Annotated in this window: 11 protein-coding genes; 8 read left to right on the top strand and 3 right to left on the bottom strand. The window is 59.7% G+C overall.

The features are described 5' to 3' along the window. Positions 1–64: 64 nt before the first annotated feature. Positions 65–1609, bottom strand: a complete 1545-nt coding sequence (locus tag ACQKI2_RS12785) for an amidohydrolase family protein (RefSeq protein ID WP_427380049.1) — start codon at positions 1607–1609, stop codon at positions 65–67. A gap of 69 nt (positions 1610–1678) precedes the next feature. After that, on the bottom strand, positions 1679–5056 hold the full coding sequence (locus tag ACQKI2_RS12780) for a TonB-dependent receptor domain-containing protein (RefSeq protein ID WP_427380048.1): 3378 nt from the start codon (positions 5054–5056) through the stop codon (positions 1679–1681). Between the two features lie 219 nt (positions 5057–5275). Here ACQKI2_RS12780 and ACQKI2_RS12775 point away from each other — a divergent pair, with 219 nt between their 5' ends. The 4 genes from ACQKI2_RS12775 (at position 5276) to ACQKI2_RS12760 (ending at position 10329) form a co-directional block, all read left to right on the top strand. Continuing rightward, the gene (locus ACQKI2_RS12775; protein WP_427380047.1) at positions 5276–6016 is read left to right on the top strand and encodes an RNA polymerase sigma factor; all 741 of its coding nucleotides are present in this window, start codon (positions 5276–5278) and stop codon (positions 6014–6016) included. Then, positions 5982–6968: a FecR family protein gene (locus ACQKI2_RS12770; protein ID WP_427380046.1), complete on the top strand. Its 987-nt coding sequence runs from the start codon at positions 5982–5984 to the stop codon at positions 6966–6968. The genes ACQKI2_RS12775 and ACQKI2_RS12770 overlap by 35 nt, the downstream gene beginning before the upstream one ends. 279 nt (positions 6969–7247) lie before the next feature. After that, a complete protein-coding gene (locus tag ACQKI2_RS12765) occupies positions 7248–8903 on the top strand; it encodes an acetolactate synthase large subunit (protein ID WP_427380045.1) in 1656 nt (551 codons plus the stop codon). A 43-nt stretch (positions 8904–8946) separates the two neighbouring features. After that, positions 8947–10329 carry an aldehyde dehydrogenase family protein gene (locus ACQKI2_RS12760; protein WP_427380044.1) on the top strand — a complete coding sequence of 461 codons (1383 nt, stop codon included), beginning with the start codon at positions 8947–8949 and terminating at the stop codon, positions 10327–10329. Between the two features lie 93 nt (positions 10330–10422). Here the strand turns inward: ACQKI2_RS12760 and ACQKI2_RS12755 are convergent, their stop codons facing one another. Beyond that, positions 10423–11472: an AI-2E family transporter gene (locus ACQKI2_RS12755; RefSeq protein ID WP_427380043.1), complete on the bottom strand. Its 1050-nt coding sequence runs from the start codon at positions 11470–11472 to the stop codon at positions 10423–10425. A 325-nt stretch (positions 11473–11797) separates the two neighbouring features. Between ACQKI2_RS12755 and ACQKI2_RS12750 the strand changes: the two genes are divergently transcribed. The 4 genes from ACQKI2_RS12750 to ACQKI2_RS12735 are packed head-to-tail and all read left to right on the top strand — an operon-like array spanning position 11798 to position 17388. Further along, complete coding sequence (locus ACQKI2_RS12750) at positions 11798–13942, top strand: TonB-dependent siderophore receptor (RefSeq protein WP_427380042.1); 2145 nt, start codon at positions 11798–11800, stop codon at positions 13940–13942. A gap of 10 nt (positions 13943–13952) precedes the next feature. Further along, complete coding sequence (locus ACQKI2_RS12745; protein ID WP_427380041.1) at positions 13953–14672, top strand: ABC transporter ATP-binding protein; 720 nt, start codon at positions 13953–13955, stop codon at positions 14670–14672. Next, positions 14669–16105 (top strand): DUF3526 domain-containing protein, encoded by a 1437-nt coding sequence (locus tag ACQKI2_RS12740; protein ID WP_427380040.1) that lies wholly within the window; start codon positions 14669–14671, stop codon positions 16103–16105. The genes ACQKI2_RS12745 and ACQKI2_RS12740 overlap by 4 nt, the downstream gene beginning before the upstream one ends. Continuing rightward, positions 16102–17388 carry a DUF3526 domain-containing protein gene (locus tag ACQKI2_RS12735; RefSeq protein ID WP_427380039.1) on the top strand — a complete coding sequence of 429 codons (1287 nt, stop codon included), beginning with the start codon at positions 16102–16104 and terminating at the stop codon, positions 17386–17388. The genes ACQKI2_RS12740 and ACQKI2_RS12735 overlap by 4 nt, the downstream gene beginning before the upstream one ends. Positions 17389–17436 lie beyond the last annotated feature (48 nt).

Raw genomic sequence — 17436 nt, 5'->3', positions numbered from 1 at the left:
TGGCCGATCCGGTTTGCCATATCTGCTTGTGCAGACCCGGCAAACCGGATCGAGAAAGGAGGAATCAGACGAAATTGATGCTGGCTGCCAGCGGGCCGTAGCGATCCTGGGCCGCATAGACTTTCTGCATGATCTCCTTCAGGTCGACCCCGACCATTTCGCCATTGCGCTTGCGTGCCTTCCCGGCGATCCATACGCTGTCAATATCTTCGCGCGCAGCGAAGGTGACAACACGGTCCGCCAACGTACCAAGACGGCCAAAGCCCGGACGGTCTGTCTTCAACAGAACAAAGTCTGCGCGCTTTCCCGTTTCGATGCTGCCGACGACCTTATCGAGGCGAACGGCTTTTGCGCCGGTATTCGTGGCAAAATCCAGCGCGTCATAAGACTTAGAGGCGTTGGCAATTTTCACCCCCGCAGGCTCCAGATAGAGGTTCCAGAAGCCGGCGCGGACATGTTCGAAATAATCATGCGTCAGAGCGAGCGACACATCGATCCCGATGCCGGCGGCAACCCCGGCGGCACGAGCACGGCCGTGGCAGGAAGGTCCACGGAAGGCGGCCGACATATAGGGGAATTCGCCCATTGCGGTGGCACAAACCATGCCCCCTGTGTCCCGAAGAACCCGGAATTCATCATCCGTCAGACGGTTGGCATGGGAGATATGGTAGTCCGGCCCCAGCAATCCCGCGTCGGCAAGATCCAGCATGCCGGAGTCGCGATAGCCCATGTAGCCGGCCGGGTGCGGGGTGGCCGGCTTGTGAATATGTGCAGCCAGAATCTGCAGCCCGTAGCTGCGGGCGCGGCCCCATTCCTCCTTGATCAGAGAAATTTCGTTTCCTATCCCCGAAGCCGGGCAGAGGCCGAACTGAAGCAGGGCGCCCGGATCGTTGAACACTTCCTTGTGCAGAGTGTCGGCGATTGCCCAATGTGTTTCGGTGGTTGTGGCAATGCGTTCGGAATCGGCGCGCGCAAGGTCTACCGTGTCACCGGGCTTGTAGGAGGAGGAAACGCCCAACTGGAAAGCAAAGAACCCGCCAATGCCAGAATCCTGCAAGCCTTTGGCGGCAGCAATCGCCATTTCCTGGTTGATCTGGCCGTGGGCGTAGTCGAGCATCGTGGTGACGCCGGAGTCAATCGCCAGAAGACCGCCGATGAGGCCCGAGATATACATCTCGTCTGCATTCATGCTGACGATGGTGCGCATCTTCCATTGTTGGTACGTGGAGTATTCACCGGGGTGAAACTTGGTGAGCCTTCCAGCTTCCATACATTCCCAGACGTGACGGTGACCATCGACCATGCCCGGCATGAGGATCATGCCGCTGGCATCGACGACTTCGGCATCTGCGGCAGCCAGGCCCTTGCCGATGGCCGTGATCTTGCCACCTTCGACAAGCACGTCAGTCGCTGTGAATTCTTCACGCTGAGCATTCATGGTGAGAATATCAGCGTTCTTGATCAGAAGTTTGCCGGAGGAAGATGGGGCGGCTTTGGTTGCCGGCGCTGCTGCTGCAGCGGTCTGGGTACTGGCGCAGGCACTGAGCCCCGCTGTTGCCACCAGCGCTGTTGAAAGGTTGAGAAAGTCCTTGCGGGTGATTTTGCTCATCGTGGGAAATCCTAATTTATATGGGGCGCCAGCCTCTCGGGGAGAGAGAGGCTGGCTGGAGGGGCCGGTTCAAAAGGTTTTTTGGAGGCGGGCATACCAGTAGCGGCCATAGGGCTGGTACAGATTGCCGAGGTATCCGTTTGTGGATAGCGGAGGTGCTTCGTCGGTCAGGTTGCGCACGCCAAGGCGAACCGAGCTGTCACCGCCGAACGGGTCTTCGAAACCATACTCGCCCCACAGGCCGAAGGTGAGCTGGTCAGAAACCTCCCACGGTTCGCTTGCTGCGTTGACCACGTTATACTGGTAGACCTCGCCCGTGTAGCTGGCGGTGAGGCCTGCCGCGAGGCGGTCACGGCGCCAGTTGAGGCCGGCATTCCATTTGAGTTCGGGGTTGCCGCTGGACTGTAGCAGGCTTGCCGCGCCTCCGACGTTCGCGCCGGCGTTGATTTCGTTCGCAGCCTGAGCATCCAGCATCTCCTGCTGAACAGCAGATGGGTTCTGGAAGTAATCTGTAAGTATGCTGATATTTGCGTAAGCATTGATCTTTCCGATGAAGCTTTCGGGTGCTTCATAGGTCAAGCCCACATCGTAGCCTTCGATCGTCCGGGAATCGAGGTTGTCATAGCTGGTGATGACATAGAGAATCTCGCCAATAGGGGCGAGGCCGGTACCCTCAACAAAGGCAATGTCCGCTGGTGTGGGCGCCGCGCGTACGACATTTGGATTGGAAGATCCGCGAACGCGCAGAAGATAATCGAGTGTGAGCGCGTTTTCGGCGCTTAGAGCGCCCACCTTGTTCTCCTGATCGATCTTCCAGTTATCGTAGGTGATTGTGAAGTGCCCAAATTTTTCAGGTATGAAATTTGAGTCGATAACCAGTCCGTAGGAGAGGCTTTCGGACTCCTCCGGTTTCAGGTTTGCGTTGCCGGTTGTCTGTACCTGCACCTGCGGACGTTGGGAGCACAGGCCCCAGGCCGTGATGCGGCCCGCGCGCAGGTCTGCCTCGCAGAGTACGTCGTCGAGACGGGTCTGCGAGGTCGGACGGTCAACAGGAACAAGCTGTTGAAGGGTTGGAGCAACAAAGCCCTGCTGCCAGGATGATCTCAGGCGAAGCCCGTCAAACACGTCCCAGGAGCCAGCGACCTTTGGCTTAGCAACACTCCCCACATCGCTATAGTCTTCATACCGTCCGGCAAATTGCAGGTCGATCGCTCGAGCCAAGGGGATGTTCATTTCAGGAGAGATGATCGGCACGGCCAGTTCGGCGAATGCCGAATAAACCGTGCGGTTGCCCCTGACATCCCAGGCAGCGGAAGCGCCGAGCGTGTCGCTGGGATAGGTGAGCCCGGTTACTGTGTCATAATAATTGGTCGTGAAATCGCCTGTGGAGTCGCGATCATCTTCGGACGTTTCCCAACGAACTTCGACGCCGGCTGCCAGGCCAAGGCCGCCAGCAGGCAAGTTGAAGATATCCCCGCGGGAAAGCTTGAAGTCGACAAGGCCTAAAGAAGCGCGGCCATAGCGGCGGGCGTCAATCAGGAAGGAGCTGAGATCTGTGCTCAGCGTTGTGTCGGCGAGATTTGGTTCGGCGACGTTGCCGCCGTTGAAGGGATTGTAGGCGGCTGGCGTTGTTCCGGAGAGGGATGCATGCCACAGCGAGTTCTGAACATTGGTGGCGATGTCTTCTGCTGAAGAGTCTGAATAGAGGGCTGCAGTTTCCCAGTTCCAACCGGCGGTCTCGCCTTTCAGTCCCAGAAGCAGCCTGTGCTGTTTGCTCTCTACCTGGGCCAGACGCCCGCCGACATCTGCCAGAAGATAGCTCAGTACCGTGATGTCCACGCCTTCAGCGGGGATATCCAGCCCGTCGATACGGTTGGGGGATCCGACCGGTCCGAAGGGGTTGTAATAGCTGTCAGCGGGAATGGTGATCGGTGTGTGGGCCAGCGGGCCGACAGCCGTCGTCATCGACTCGGATTTGGCATAGTAGATGCCGGCCTCGGCGAAGATTTCCATATTGTTGGGGAGTTCGTAGGTGAGGGTATTGAAGATATTGATCCGGTCAATTGAGGGCGTGACCGTCATGCCGGGGATGGCAGCGGCAGAATCGAACCGCAGGTTACGGTCCGCAGCACCAGTCACCACGCCATCGTCAATGCAGAGGCCATTTCCAAGTTGGTACAGGCACCCTGCATTGGTGACAGGTTGAATGTGGAACCTGCCAACGGAGTCGGTGATTGCAACGCCGTTCGCTCTGATGGCTGATGTTGCCCCCAGCACCTGAAACCCGCCCCAGGGCGAGGAGGTGCCCCGGGTGTCGAAAGCTGTGTTGCCTGCAAAGCTGGTATTTGCGATCAGCGGGCGAAGATCCAGCGATGCTGTGAACTCCTGATCAGATGTATAGAGCTTTGTGTCGCCGCCATAGTTCAGATACGTAGTGAAGTTGCCTCGCCCGTCAGCGAAGTCGCTTCCCCAGAGAAGGTTTGCCTGAAACTGGCGGAGGTTTGTGCCTTCGGCGCCGCCATACTGCACCTGGGCTTTCAGCCCATTATAGTTCGAGAGCAGAACATTGTTGACGACGCCTGCGATGGCATCTGATCCGTAAAGCGCCGCAGCGCCATCCCGCAGGATTTCGAGGCGCTGAAGCCCGAACACCGGTATTGCGTTGGCATTGTAGCTGGATTCCTGACGCCCCTGCGTCAATCCGTAGGGAACGGTCCGGCGGCCATTGAGCAGGAGGAGCGTGTAGCTTGAGCCCAGGCCCCGCAAATTGATCGAGGAGACATCGCCGCGCGCTGCGCCCTGGCTGCCGCCGCTGAGGGTTTGGGTATTGAAGGAGACGTCACCTGCAATAGGAAGAGAGCGGAAAAGATCTTCTCCCGAAGAAATGCCCAACGCGGCGATCTCGTCTTCTCCCATCACCGTGACGGGCACAACCCCGGTCGGCCGCGCGCCAGCAATCTGAGAACCGACGATCACGACCTTGTCGAGCGTGTTCACAGCGTCTTCCACCGGCGCTTGCGTGACAATCTCCGGGGCTTGTTCCGCTGCGGGTGCGGAAGGGGCTGCTTGCGGCGCGTTATCTGCCAGCTGAAAGCTGCTGACCTGGATGGTCTGTGCGGGGGAACGAAATTCGGAAAGATCCTGCCGTAGGCTGAATGTCTTTCCGTCCTCGGTAAGAACAACTTTCAGGTCCGTCCCTTCAAGCAGCTTTTCGAGCGCAATCTTGGTGTCCATCTTCCCTTTGATTTCGCGGGTCTTCTTGCCGCGAAGCCGATCAGCAGGAACAACAATCTGGACGCCGCTCTGGCGAGCAAAACTGGGAATTGTTTTGGTGGCATCCCCCTCCGGAAGATTGAACTCCCGGACTTCCGCATGCGCAACCAGAAGGGTGGACAGATATATGCCCATGCCCAATACGGTTGTATAGCGCAGGCCTCGTTTTTTCATTGCGGTCTCCAATTGACGCTCGTCATCTCTCTTGTGAGGCACGCAAGCACAGAGGAGTTGGTCTCACAGGATTGCAGTGTCCTGTGCGTTCATCCAATATCCCCGCTGCGCCTCCGGGATCCCCGTTGGCTGCAACGCGCTCTGATCGTTTCACCCCTCATACGGAAAGCTTGTGCGCCTCTTCGGGGAGGAGCTTTTCGTCGGCTTTCATGTGGGCAGATGCACTCTGACTGCATTTCCGCCACAAGTTTGGCGAATTTGTTATATTTTTTGCATTGGTGCTTTTTTGGCCTTCCCGGCCGACCAATCGTTTGTCGCGGCGCGATCTTCTGGATACTGCTGGCGGCCATGCACACACCATCAGGAGAGTTCGTTACTTGGTTGGCGCGGAGTGTCATTCCGCATGAGCCAGCATTGCGGAGCTGGCTTCAGAAGCGGGCACGACTTGATAGAATCGGTTTGACGGCGGATGATATTATTCAGGAAACATATGCAAGGCTCACTCGGCTGGCCTCTTTCGAGCACATCCGAGACCCGAGAGCCTATGTTTTCAGAACCGCTTACTCAGTTCTTCTCCAGGAGATCCGGCAGAACCGCGTGGTGTCTATTGAATCCATTGAATCCCTAGAGGCGCTTGATCTTGTGTCTCAGGAGCCTTCACCGGATCGTGTTCTGGAAATGACACAGGAGATGCGTATTCTGTCTTTGGCAATCAACTCGATGCCAAAGAAATGTCGCATCGTTTTTGTGCTGAGGAAGGTGCATGGATATTCCCAGCGCGAGATCTCTGAGCAGCTGGGAATATCCGAGAACACGGTAGAAACTCACCTCGCACGAGGTGTAAAGAAGCTAATGGACTTTTATCAGAGTAGCGGAATAGAACCGCCTGCAGCATCTGATAGATTGAATTCTGGCGAAATAAGAAATGGAAAAAGACGGGAAGCACGGGGACATCGATGAGGAGGCTGCTCGTTGGGCGGCACGAATTGATCGTGGGCCATTAAGCCAGACTGAAGAAAAGGCGCTTGATCGCTGGCTGAGCGGGAACAGTCGTCATCAGGGTGCGCTCGTGCGCGCCCAGGCCTTGTTGCTGCCTTGCGCGAGCATCGACAGGTACATTCCACTAGACGCGGTGTCCAGTCGCCCGCCCCGAGCAATGTCTCATTGGCTGACAGGTCTCGCTGGTTTGGCGGCCGCGTTTGTGTTCGCCTTCATGTTTCTTCAGTCGCCTTCAGCTGATGAGGCGGCATTCCAGACCGCGCGGGGAGAAGTGCGGCGTGTGCCTCTGGAAGACGGGTCGATCATGACGCTGAATACGGCGAGCAAGGCGGATGTGGATTTCCGGAACGAGCAGCGTAGTATCCGCCTGATTTCCGGCGAGGGTTTCTTTGAAGTTGCGCATGATGCAACGCGCCCCTTCGTCGTCTCTGCGGATGATTACACGGTCAAGGCAATCGGCACGGCGTTTGTGGTGCGTAAGCCGACGGAGCATTCCCTGCTGGTGGTGGTGCAGGAGGGGGTTGTCGAAATCGGCCGGAAGAATGCCGAACCGATGAGACTGCAGGCGGGTGCTATGGCTGAAGTCAACCTCAGGGACATGGCTCCGCGCATAACCACACTCGATGGCGAGCAGTTGACCCAGGAACTTGCCTGGCGCGAAGGAAAGATTGCGCTGACAGGTGAAACGCTGGCGGATGCGGCAGCGGCGTTCAATCGATACAATAATATTGCGATAGAAGTGACCCCCGAGGTGGCCCAGCGTGAGGTGGTGGGGTGGTACTCCGCCAACGATCCGGTCGGGTTCGCGAAGGTTGTTGCCGAAACGATGGATGTGGATGTCGAGATTACGGCCCACGGCATCATCCTGAAGCCGCTGGCGTGTAGTGAGCCCTGTAAAGACGGCCGCTTTTGAGACTCTGCGTGAGGCAGGTCCTGTCCGAAAGCGGCGAAGACTTTTGACGCAGGATCCAAAGGGAGGGAGGGCGTTCCTCCGGCGGTCAGCCGGAACTCATCCTGTTTCCATGCGGCCGATTTCTTTGAAGATCGGGCACCATCGCGGTGCTTTCCTTGGCCGCCCTATGCACGCCTTCCCAAATACCCCATCATTAAAACCGGCCAGAACGGATCGATCGCCGCTTTCGTGTATTAGGGTTCGTGGACCTTCAAAACAAACAGCAGGAGAATTCAAGCAATGCCCAAAGGATCGGACCTGTTTGTCGCCGCGCTTGAGAACGAAGGCGTAGAGCGCATTTTCGGTGTGCCCGGCGAGGAAAACCTCGACTTTCTGGAGTCGCTGCGAACCTCCAGCATCGAACTGGTCCTGACCCGGCATGAGCAGGCGGCAGCCTTCATGGCCGCAACGCATGGGCGGCTGACAGGAAGGCCCGGCGTTTGTCTCGCCACGTTGGGGCCCGGCGCGCTCAATCTGTCGACCGGCGCGGCCTATGCCCATCTCGGTGCCATGCCGATGATCCTGATCACTGGCCAAAAACCGGTGATGAGTGCCAAGCAGGCCCGTTTCCAGATCGTTGACATTGTTGCCTCGATGAAACCGCTGACCAAGATGACGCGCCAGATCGTCAGCGCAGCGAGTATCCCCGCAATGGTCCGGGAAGCCTTCCGCATCGCGATGGAGGAACGGCCTGGTCCAGTGCACCTTGAGCTGCCTGAGGATGTCGCGTCCCAGGAGATTGCAAATGCTTCGGTCATTGCCGTCCATACGGCGGAGCGTGCCGTCGCCCACAAGGCAGCGCTTGAAAAGGCGGCGGAAATGGTAATTGCCGCAAGTTCGCCGATCGTGATGATCGGCGCAGCGGGCAACCGGCCTTCGCTTGTGGAGCCACTGTCGGATTTTGTCCGGCGAGCCCGGCTCCCCTTCTTCAACACACAGATGGGCAAAGGCGCCGTCACCGGCGGCTCCAACCTCTACATGGGCACTGCGGCGCTCTCGGAGGGCGATTATGTGCATGAAGCTATCGAGCGCGCCGACCTGATCGTCGCCATCGGTCACGACACGGTCGAGAAACCGCCTTTCCTGATGAAAAGCGCAGGGGGGCCGAAGGTCATTCACATCGGTTACCAGCCAGCGACGGTTGAACAGGTCTATCATCCCGATTTTGAGGTGATCGGCGATATTGGCGCTTCTGCTGACGCGCTCGGTGAGCTGCTCGAAGGCCGGACCGCTTCCAATGATGCCATGCTGGAACTGCGCCAGAAAATACTGGCGCGCCTCAACGACCGCGCCGAGGAGGATCGCTTTCCGGTCACGCCCCAGCGCCTCGTTCACGATGTCCGCAAGGTGATGCCGGAAGACGGAATCGTCTGCCTCGATAACGGCATGTACAAGATCTGGTTTGCGCGCAACTACCGCACCCATGTCGCCAACACGCTGTTGCTTGATAATGCACTTGCCACGATGGGGGCCGGCCTACCTTCTGCGATGATGGCAGCCATGCTTCACCCCAATCGCCGCGTCATGGCGATCTGCGGCGATGGCGGTTTCATGATGAACTCGCAGGAGATGGAGACCGCGGTGCGCCTTGGGCTCAATCTCGTCGTGCTCATTCTCAACGACAGTGCCTACGGGATGATCCGGTGGAAACAGGCAGTTGATGGTTTTCCGGATTTCGGCATGAGCTTTGGCAATCCCGATTTCGTCGCTTACGCGCAGGCCTATGGCGCAAAGGGTTCGCGCGTGACCGCAGTAGAAGACCTCGTGCCAACGCTCGAGGCCGCTTTCGCCGGCGGCGGGGTCCATCTGGTCGATGTCCCGATCGACTATTCCGAGAACACCCGCGTGCTGGTCGATGAGTTGCGCAGCCGCACGCCCAGCGTGGATTGCAGATGAGCGTATGTCACGGCACGAGCCAGAAAATGCAAGGAAACCAATAATGCTGAAGGTCAGTCAAGCCTTCGACCGCGCACAGATTGCGGAGGTCGAGACCGACGATGCGGCCGCGCTGGAACGCAAGCTGCAAGCCGCCGAGCGCATTTTCAGGGATCGAGGCGGCTGGCTCCAGCCTCATCAGCGCATTGCGGTACTCCGCAAACTGGCCGCGTTGATGGAAGGTAAGCGCGACCACTTCGCTATGCAGATCGCGCGAGAAGGCGGCAAGCCTCTGCCAGATGCGATTATCGAAACCAACCGCGCCATCGACGGTGTTCATAACGCTGCCGACGAACTGCGCAATTTTGCCGGCCGCGAAATCCCGATGGGGCTGTCGGCGGCGGCAGAAAACCGCTGGGCCTTCACCACAAGGGAACCGATCGGCGTCGTCGCGGCGATCTCGGCTTTCAATCATCCACTGAACCTGATCGTCCATCAGGTCGCCCCCGCCATCGCGGTCGGCTGCCCCGTCATCATCAAGCCGGCTGCCACAACGCCCTTGTCCTGTCTCGACTTTGTGGCCCTGGTTCACGAGGCGGGTCTGCCCGAGCCCTGGTGCCAGGCCTTCATCACGGCTGACAACGAACTGGCCGAAAGGCTTGCGACGGACCAGCGCGTCGCCTTCCTCAGTTTCATCGGCTCGGCAAAGGTCGGCTGGTATTTGCACAGCAAGCTGGCTCCCGGCACACGCTCCGCCCTGGAGCATGGTGGCGCCGCCCCGGCTATCATCGACCGTAGCGCCGATCTCGGCAAGGTCATCGAGCCTATTGTAAAGGGTGGCTACTACCATGCCGGACAGGTGTGCGTGTCGACGCAGCGCATTTTCGTTCACAAAGATATCGCCAGCGATTTCACGCAAAGATTGGTTGCCCGCGTTGAAGAATTACGCACCGCCGATCCCACCCTGGATAACACCGAGGTCGGACCATTGATCCTGCCGCGAGAAGCTGACCGTGTGGAACAGTGGATTGACGAAGCCGTCAAGGGCGGGGCCATCCTGGCGACCGGTGGCAAGCGCCTGTCGGAGACAATGCTTGAACCTGCGGTGCTGGTCGATCCCTCCGCCGACGCGAAAGTCTCCACGCAGGAGGTGTTCGGTCCTGTGGTTGCGGTGTATCGCTATGGCGATCTCGATGAAGCGATCATGCGGTCAAATTCCCTGCCGACTGCTTTTCAGGCGAGCATTTTCGCCCAGGATATAGACGTCGCGATGCGCGCGGCGAACCGTCTCGACGCCTCTGCCGTTATGATCAATGATCCCACCGCCTTCCGGACTGACTGGATGCCCTTCGCCGGACGAAAAACGTCCGGGTACGGCACGGGGGGTATCCCCTACACCATGCGCGACATGACCCAGGAGAAGATGATCCTGATGCGCAAGAGCTGAACCAGGGCGGTCACCAGGCGAGACCAGACGAGGCATTGTGGAGCAGACCCGCAGGGGCGGCTGCCCCGAGAACTTATTGTTGCCGGATGCGCGTTACTGTCCCGGATAGGACGCTTGCTTGCCAAGCGTATCCTGCACATAGAGCTTTATGATGAAGACCGAGAGAACCACCAGGAGGGGCGTCGCGAGCAGAACGCCCAGCATACCGAACAGCATTCCGAAACAGAGAATGGAAATCAGGATAAGCGCTGGGGAAACGGAAGCGGCCTTCTCCTGAATCAGCGGATAAATCAGCGCTGATTCAAGCTGGGAAATGGCGATATAGGCCAGCGTCACCCATAGGGCCGTCATGGGGCTGACCGTGAAGGCGAGGAGGATCCCGGGAACAGAAGAAATCAGGGGACCGACGGTTGGCACAAATTGCGAAAGACCGGCGATCAGAGCCAGACCGATGAAGGCGGGCACGCCGAATCCCCATAGAATAATTCCCATCAGCACGGCGATGACGACCATGTCGATCGTGATGCCCAGCAGCCATTTCTTCAGGGCGCGGGCAGAGGCGTCGAGCGCGTCGCCGACTTTTTCATCAATACCGGCCGGCAGGAGAAGAAGCACCCCGCGGCGAACGGAGGCCGCAGAGCGCGTCAGAAAGCCTGCGATGAAAAGCACGAGAAGCGCCGAAGTAAGCCCGGACGCCAGCGGAAGGGCATAACCGCCGGCATTGCTGACAACCCCTGAAAGCGCGCCTGGCGACGCGCCCGAGGCAACCGCCTCCACTTCTGCCACCAGGGCGGCGCCGGTTATATTGCCCTGCATCATTTCCTTGATACGGGTCCAGGCCTCCGGAAGGCGGCTGAAGACATCGGATACCTGCCCGGTGATCTGTGATCCGAAAATCCAGAACACCCCTCCGAGGCCACTCACCAGGATCAGGGCTGCGCCTGCAACAGCGCCCGCTCTTGGCAGGGGGAGGAAGCGCATGAGCGCATCGGCGATCCCGTGAACAGCGGTGGCCATCAGGACAGCGAGGAAGATGAGAAGGATCGCGTCGCGGATCACCCACAGGGCCATAGCAAGGCCGAGCACCATGAAAAAGAGGAGGAGGCGTAGGGTGAAGGGCTTGAGATTTCCCGTTCCTGGCACCGCTGGGCTTCTCCTGCACGCTTTGACAGAGCAATAGGTTGATCAACCCGACCCTATTCAGGATCGTTGCTGACCAGAACGCCTCGACACCCGCATTGTTCCTACCGGGCCCCGTTTCCTTCAGTCTGTGAGACAGCCCCTTTCGAGAGGGCGAGGGGGATAAAACGGCCAGATGCGGGGTGAGCTGCCTGCTGGGCGCGCATCTGCCCTCTTTGGCGCATAGCCTGGATTGACAGCGCAAGGCACCGAAGTAAGAGCGTTATGTAATAACATTATGCGCATATCCAGCCGTCCAGGTTTTGTCTCGAATTGAGGGTTCTTCACAATGTTCAGGTCTTCCGTCTGCTCGCTTCTGACGGCGGTTTCTTCCTTTGCCCTTGCCGCATCCCCGGCGCTCGCGGAGACCGGGACCGAAGAGGAGACGATGCGCCAGGAGACGGTGGTGGTTCTGGGGGCCCGCCAGGCCTATCGTGGGGATTTCGACACTCTGGAGATTCCGCAGGCCGACCAGCTGATCGGTGAAGACGTGCTGCGCAATGCCGGGGCGATTGACCTCACTCAGGCGCTGGATCTCTCTGCCTCTGTCGCGCGGCAGAACAATTTTGGCGGCCTGTGGAACAGTTTTGCTGTGCGCGGTTTCATCGGCGACCAGAACCTGCCCAGCAACTACCTCGTCAACGGGTTTAATGCCGGGCGCGGTTTTGGCGGCCCACGCGACCTGTCGGGCGTCGAAAGTGTCGAAGTACTCAAAGGGCCACGTGCTGCCCTGTTCGGCCGGGGCGAACCCGGCGGCACCGTGAACCTGGTGACCAAGCGCCCCACTTTTGAAACTGCCGGACAAGTGCGCGCTTCGGCGGCCAGCTTCGACACATGGCGTGTGGATGGCGACTGGACGGCGCCGCTGTCTGATATCGCGGCCATCCGGCTCGTCGGTTTCTATGAGGACGCTGGCAGTTTCCGCGACACGGTGGAAACACTCAAATACGGCGCGACTCCGTCTGTGGCCCTGCGGCTGACGGATCGTACCTTGCTGACCTATGAACTTGAGTACAGCCGCCAGGAGATCCCTTTTGATCGCGGCGTTGTGGCTGTCGATGGTGAGCTGGGGCGCATTCCCGAAAGCCGCTTTCTCGGCGAGCCGGGGGACGGCCCGCTGGAGGCAGATGTGCTCGGTCACCAGTTGGAGCTGCAGCATGATCTGAGCGACGATTGGAGCGTGATGCTGGGGGCAAACTGGCGGGATACCGCGCTTGAGGGTTTCTCGACCGAGGCAGAGCTGACTGCCGCGCGCCAACGCCTGCTGGTTGATGGCGAGACCCTGACCCGCCAGCGGCGCTATCGCAGCTATGACGCGAACTATTATGTCGTTCGCGGCGAAGTCAGCGGACGGGTGACAACCGGCCCGGTCAGCCACCGCTTGCTGATGGGGGTTGATACCGACCGGTTCGAGAATGATCAGGTGTTCGGCAGGGCGCGTGCTCCGGTTCTGAGCTCCAATCCGACGCTCGCCCAGCTCCAGGCCATCAACATCTTCAATCCGGTTTATGGTCAGTATCCGCTGCCGGAGCCGGCACCGCTGACCGACCGGGTCGAGACGCAAGAGGCCACGGGTGTTTTCATCCAGGACCAGATCGCCCTGACAGACCGGCTCGAGGTGCGGGTGGGCCTGCGCTATGATGATTATTCGCAGACGCTTGAAAACCGCCTTTCCAATAGCATCAGCACACAATCTTTCAGCCGGACCAGCCCGCAATTCGGTATCGTTTACAGCGCGAGCGATGCAATCTCGCTCTATGCGGTATACGGAGAAAACTTCCGGCCGCTCTCTGGTTCTGATTTTGCCGGAAACCCTTTTGATCCCAACAAGTCCAAATCAATGGAAGGCGGCGTCAAATTCCTTCTGGCTGGGGGCGATCTTGCCGGGACGGTGAGTGTTTTCCAGATCGAACAGGATAACATCCTCGTTTCCGATCCGCTCAATGCAGGCTTCTCGATTGCCGGTGGTGAGGCCGAGAGCAAGGGGGTGGAGATCGATCTTCAGGGGCGCCTGACGCAGACGCTGTCGGTTTGGATGTCATATGCCTATGTCGATGCGTCCTTGCAGAATGATGTGCTCGATCCGGATTTTGCCTTGCCGGTAGAGGCGGGTTCGCCGCTTCTCAACGTGCCTGAGCATGCCTTCAGCCTTCAGGTTACCCAGGAGGCCGAGCTTGCCGGGCGGCCGCTGAGTTTTGGGGGTGGGCTGGTTTATGTAGGTGAACGCCTTGGCGAAGTGGGCACGAATTTCGAGTTGCCGGACTATACGCTGCTGCGCGCATTCGCGGCATATGATCTGACCCCCAGCCTGACCTTGCGGGCAGAAGTCGACAATCTGACGGACGAGACCTGGTATGCGAACTCGTATTCGCAGCTATGGGTGCAGCCCGGTACGCCGCGCAGTTTCCGGGTTTCTGCTGCTTACCGTTTCTAAGGAGAACGTCATGACCTTGGTGCTGGAAGCTGAAAAGCTGTGTGTGGAGCGATCCGGAAAGCGCGTGCTGCAGGATATCACGTTTGATGTCCGCGCGGGTGAGGCCTTTGCCTTGCTCGGTGGCAACGGCGCAGGCAAGTCGACGACGCTTCTCACATTGCTCGGCTTCCTCGCGCCAGCAGCGGGAACGGTTCGTGTGAACGGCCGGGCGGTGCAAGATGACGTGGCGGCGGCCCGCGCGGCGATTGCCTATCTCCCGGAAGCCGCCGCCCTTTACGGACATTTGAGCGCGCGCGAGAACCTGCGCTACTTCCTGTCGCTTGCCGGCACCCCGTCCAGTGCGGAAGCGATAGAGACTGCGCTGGATAGCGTGTCGCTTGAAACCGCTGCGCGGGCAAACCGGCTGAGCGAATATTCAAAGGGGATGCGTCAGAAAGTGGCCATTGCGCTGGCTCTGCTTCGGGAGGCGCCGATCCTGCTCCTGGATGAGCCGACCTCCGGTCTTGATCCTGTCGCGATTGACGAATTTCACGCGCTTGTGCGCCGTCTTGCAGGGGCGGGCAAATCCGTCCTGATGGTGACGCATGATGTGTACGGAGCATGTCAGGTCGCGCATCGGATTGCCCTTCTGAGGAAGGGCGAACTTGTTGGCCGTTTCACGGCGCCGGAAAACGGCCGCATTGATACCGAGGTAGTCCATGCCGCCTTCGTGGGGCGGCAAGCCGCATGAGGCATATCCTGACAATTGCCGCCGACGAATGGCGGTTCTGGATCCGCTCCCGGCTCGCCCTTGCCGGACTGCTCGTGATGGCCGTGCTGCTTGTTGTGACGAGCTTCGTCACGGCAACCAGGGTCAGCCATGAGCGCGACGTGCGGCTAGAGCATCAGCAGGCTGCCGAAGAGCGTTTCCTCGCCCAGCCTGACCGCCACCCCCACCGGATGGTGCATTACGGTCACTATGTTCACCGAATTCCGGGTCCGCTCGCGATCTTCGATCCCGGTGTGGACCGGGTGACCGGCCAGTCGATCTTCCTCGAAGGCCATCGGCAGAACTCCGCCATGTTCGCCGAGTCGCGCGGGGGCGCGTCCCTTGGCCGGCTGGCGGATTTGACGCCGGCGCTGGTCTACCAGCTTTTTGCGCCGCTTTTGCTGATCGTGCTCGGCCATTCGCTGATTGTGCGCGAGCGTGAAAGCGCCACCCTTGCCCCGCTCCTTGCCCAGGGGCTCAGCCCCGGCGTGCTGATTGCCGGGAAGGCGGCGGCGCTGGGCAGCGTCATTCTCCTGATGCTGTTGCCCATCTGCGGATTGTCAGCCTTCGCTGCCGTGCAGGGAGAGGCCTTGCTTTCGGGCCTTGTCGTGACGGGCACCTATGCGCTCTATCTCGGTCTCTGGGGCGCGGCGGCGTTGCTTGTGTCCGCGCTGGTAAATCAACGTGGAATGGCCCTCGGCATCCTGTTTGCCGTCTGGCTGTTGGCAGCGATCATAATGCCGCGCGCTGCGGTCAATATTGCCGGCATGTTGGAACCGGTGCCTGGGAAGATCGAGACAGACCTCGCGCTCGCCATCGATATGCGCGATGTCGGGGATGGCCATGATGCGGGCGCGTCGGCTTACGATACGTTGAGAGCAAACCTTCTCTCGGAATATAATGCCGAGCGGATCGAAGACCTTCCGGTGAACTTCCGCGGCATGGTCGCGCTCTATTCGGAGGAGCGGCTGACGCAGCTTCTGAATGAATATGCCGAAGCGCAGATGGCGCGGGAACAGGCCCAGGCGAAGGTCATCGGATCGTTCGGCTGGGCCTCCCCCTTCATCGCAGCCAGCTCTGCGTCCCGGATACTCTCCGGCACAGATCTCGGCACGCATCACCGGTTCCTCAGGGAGGCGGAAACCGTCCGCTACGAATTTGTGCAAGGCCTGAACCGCGCCCATGCCCATGATCTGTCCTACACGGACGACATCAACCGCAATCGCGATGTAGAGGCTTTTGACCGGGCAAGAATAAGTGCCGGCAACTGGCAGGTTCTGGACAGGTTCCGCTTTCACCCGGCGCCAGCGGGTGAGCGCCTGCTGCAGGCCGCGCCGTTTCTGGTCATGCTGGCGTTCTGGCTTGCCGCGCTTTTAGCCGCGCTCGCCTATGCCGGCGGGAGGCTGAGGCCGTGAATTTCAAAACATCTTTTCTTCGCGAAGCCTGGTTCCTGTCAAAAGACAGGGCAGCCATGATCTGGCTGAGCCTTGCCTTGCTGATTTCTGCTTTCTCGGTCGTGACGGGGATTGCTGAAGTGCGGGCCCAGCGCCAGACGATTGAGCGATTGCTGGAGGCTGACCGGGCCGACCGTGAAGCCTCCCTGGCTGACCAGTCGGACTGGGGCGGGGCGGCATATTACGCCTTTCACCTCACCTATGATCCGCCATCGGAGCTGGCCTTCGCGGCGCTCGGTCAGCGCGACGTCGCATCCTGGAAGCATCGCGTCCGCATGTTGGCGCTCGAAGGCCAGATCCATGAAGCAGATCCGCAGCATCCGGACGCTGCCGTGATTGGCCGGGTGGACTTTGCATTCGTGGCGGCCTTCCTCGCGCCTCTGTTTGTCATTCTGATGCTATATGATCTCAGGGCTGCCGAGCGCGCTGCTGGCCGGTATGAACTGCTGTCAGCAACGGCGCGCCGGGACACAGCACCGTGGCGGATGAGGGCCGCCGTGAGGCTTGCCAGCCTCGCGGCATGTCTGCTCATTCCTTTCATTATCGGCGCAGTTCTGGAGCAGGCCAGCGGTATGGCCATTGCGGGCGCCGGGCTCGCCGTGCTTCTGCACCTGGCTTTCTGGGGCCTGCTCACTTCTTTCGTTGGCCGGCTGACGATGCCGCCAGCAACCATTCTTACCGCGATGGCGGGCACCTGGCTGCTGCTGGCCGTGCTTGTTCCGGCGGCAGGCAGGGTTCTTATCGAGCGCGCGATCCCCGTGCCCGCCGGCGCGGATATCATGATGGTTCAGCGCGAGTCGGTAAATGATGGCTGGGACCGCCCGCGAGAAGCGACGATGAAGGCGTTTCTGGAGCGGCATCCGGAATGGTCTGCCTACAGCCAGATCGAGCAAGGTTTTGAATGGAAGTGGTATTATGCTTTCCAGCAAGTGGGTGATCAGACGGCGGAGGGACTATCCAGGGCTTATGATGAGGGCCGCCACCAGCGCGACCGCGCTGCGTCGCTGATCTCGTGGCTCGCGCCGCCTGCGCTTATGGAGCGGACGCTGCAATCCCTTGCTGGCACGGATGTCGCCGCAACGCTGGCGTATGAGGAATCCATCCGAGACTTCCACGCCGAGCTGCGAGCCTTTTATTATCCGCGCCTTTTCCGCGAGGAGGATTATAACCTGGATGCCGTCCGGGGATTACCAGCCTTCGACGGGAAGCAAGGCGCGAACGCAAGCGCTGCGGCTGATCTGTAGGGGTGTCGTCCCCGCCCCATCCTTGGGTGCCTTGAGCGGCGCGGGCGG

This window comes from Hyphomonas sp. NPDC076881 (assembly GCF_050269995.1).
GTDB lineage: Bacteria > Pseudomonadota > Alphaproteobacteria > Caulobacterales > Hyphomonadaceae > Hyphomonas.
The sequence above is the reverse complement of the archived record's forward strand: the minus strand, read 5'-3'. Positions and strand labels throughout refer to the sequence as shown.

Bases quoted from the DNA above. Each gene is read 5' to 3' on its own strand.
- ACQKI2_RS12785 (WP_427380049.1), bottom strand. From the start codon at position 1,609: ATGAGCAAAATCACCCGCAAGGACTTTCTCAACCTTTCAACAGCGCTG.
- ACQKI2_RS12780 (WP_427380048.1), bottom strand. From the start codon at position 5,056: ATGAAAAAACGAGGCCTGCGCTATACAACCGTATTGGGCATGGGCATA.
- ACQKI2_RS12775 (WP_427380047.1), top strand. From the start codon at position 5,276: ATGCACTCTGACTGCATTTCCGCCACAAGTTTGGCGAATTTGTTATAT.
- ACQKI2_RS12770 (WP_427380046.1), top strand. From the start codon at position 5,982: ATGGAAAAAGACGGGAAGCACGGGGACATCGATGAGGAGGCTGCTCGT.
- ACQKI2_RS12765 (WP_427380045.1), top strand. From the start codon at position 7,248: ATGCCCAAAGGATCGGACCTGTTTGTCGCCGCGCTTGAGAACGAAGGC.
- ACQKI2_RS12760 (WP_427380044.1), top strand. From the start codon at position 8,947: ATGCTGAAGGTCAGTCAAGCCTTCGACCGCGCACAGATTGCGGAGGTC.
- ACQKI2_RS12750 (WP_427380042.1), top strand. From the start codon at position 11,798: ATGTTCAGGTCTTCCGTCTGCTCGCTTCTGACGGCGGTTTCTTCCTTT.
- ACQKI2_RS12745 (WP_427380041.1), top strand. From the start codon at position 13,953: ATGACCTTGGTGCTGGAAGCTGAAAAGCTGTGTGTGGAGCGATCCGGA.
- ACQKI2_RS12740 (WP_427380040.1), top strand. From the start codon at position 14,669: ATGAGGCATATCCTGACAATTGCCGCCGACGAATGGCGGTTCTGGATC.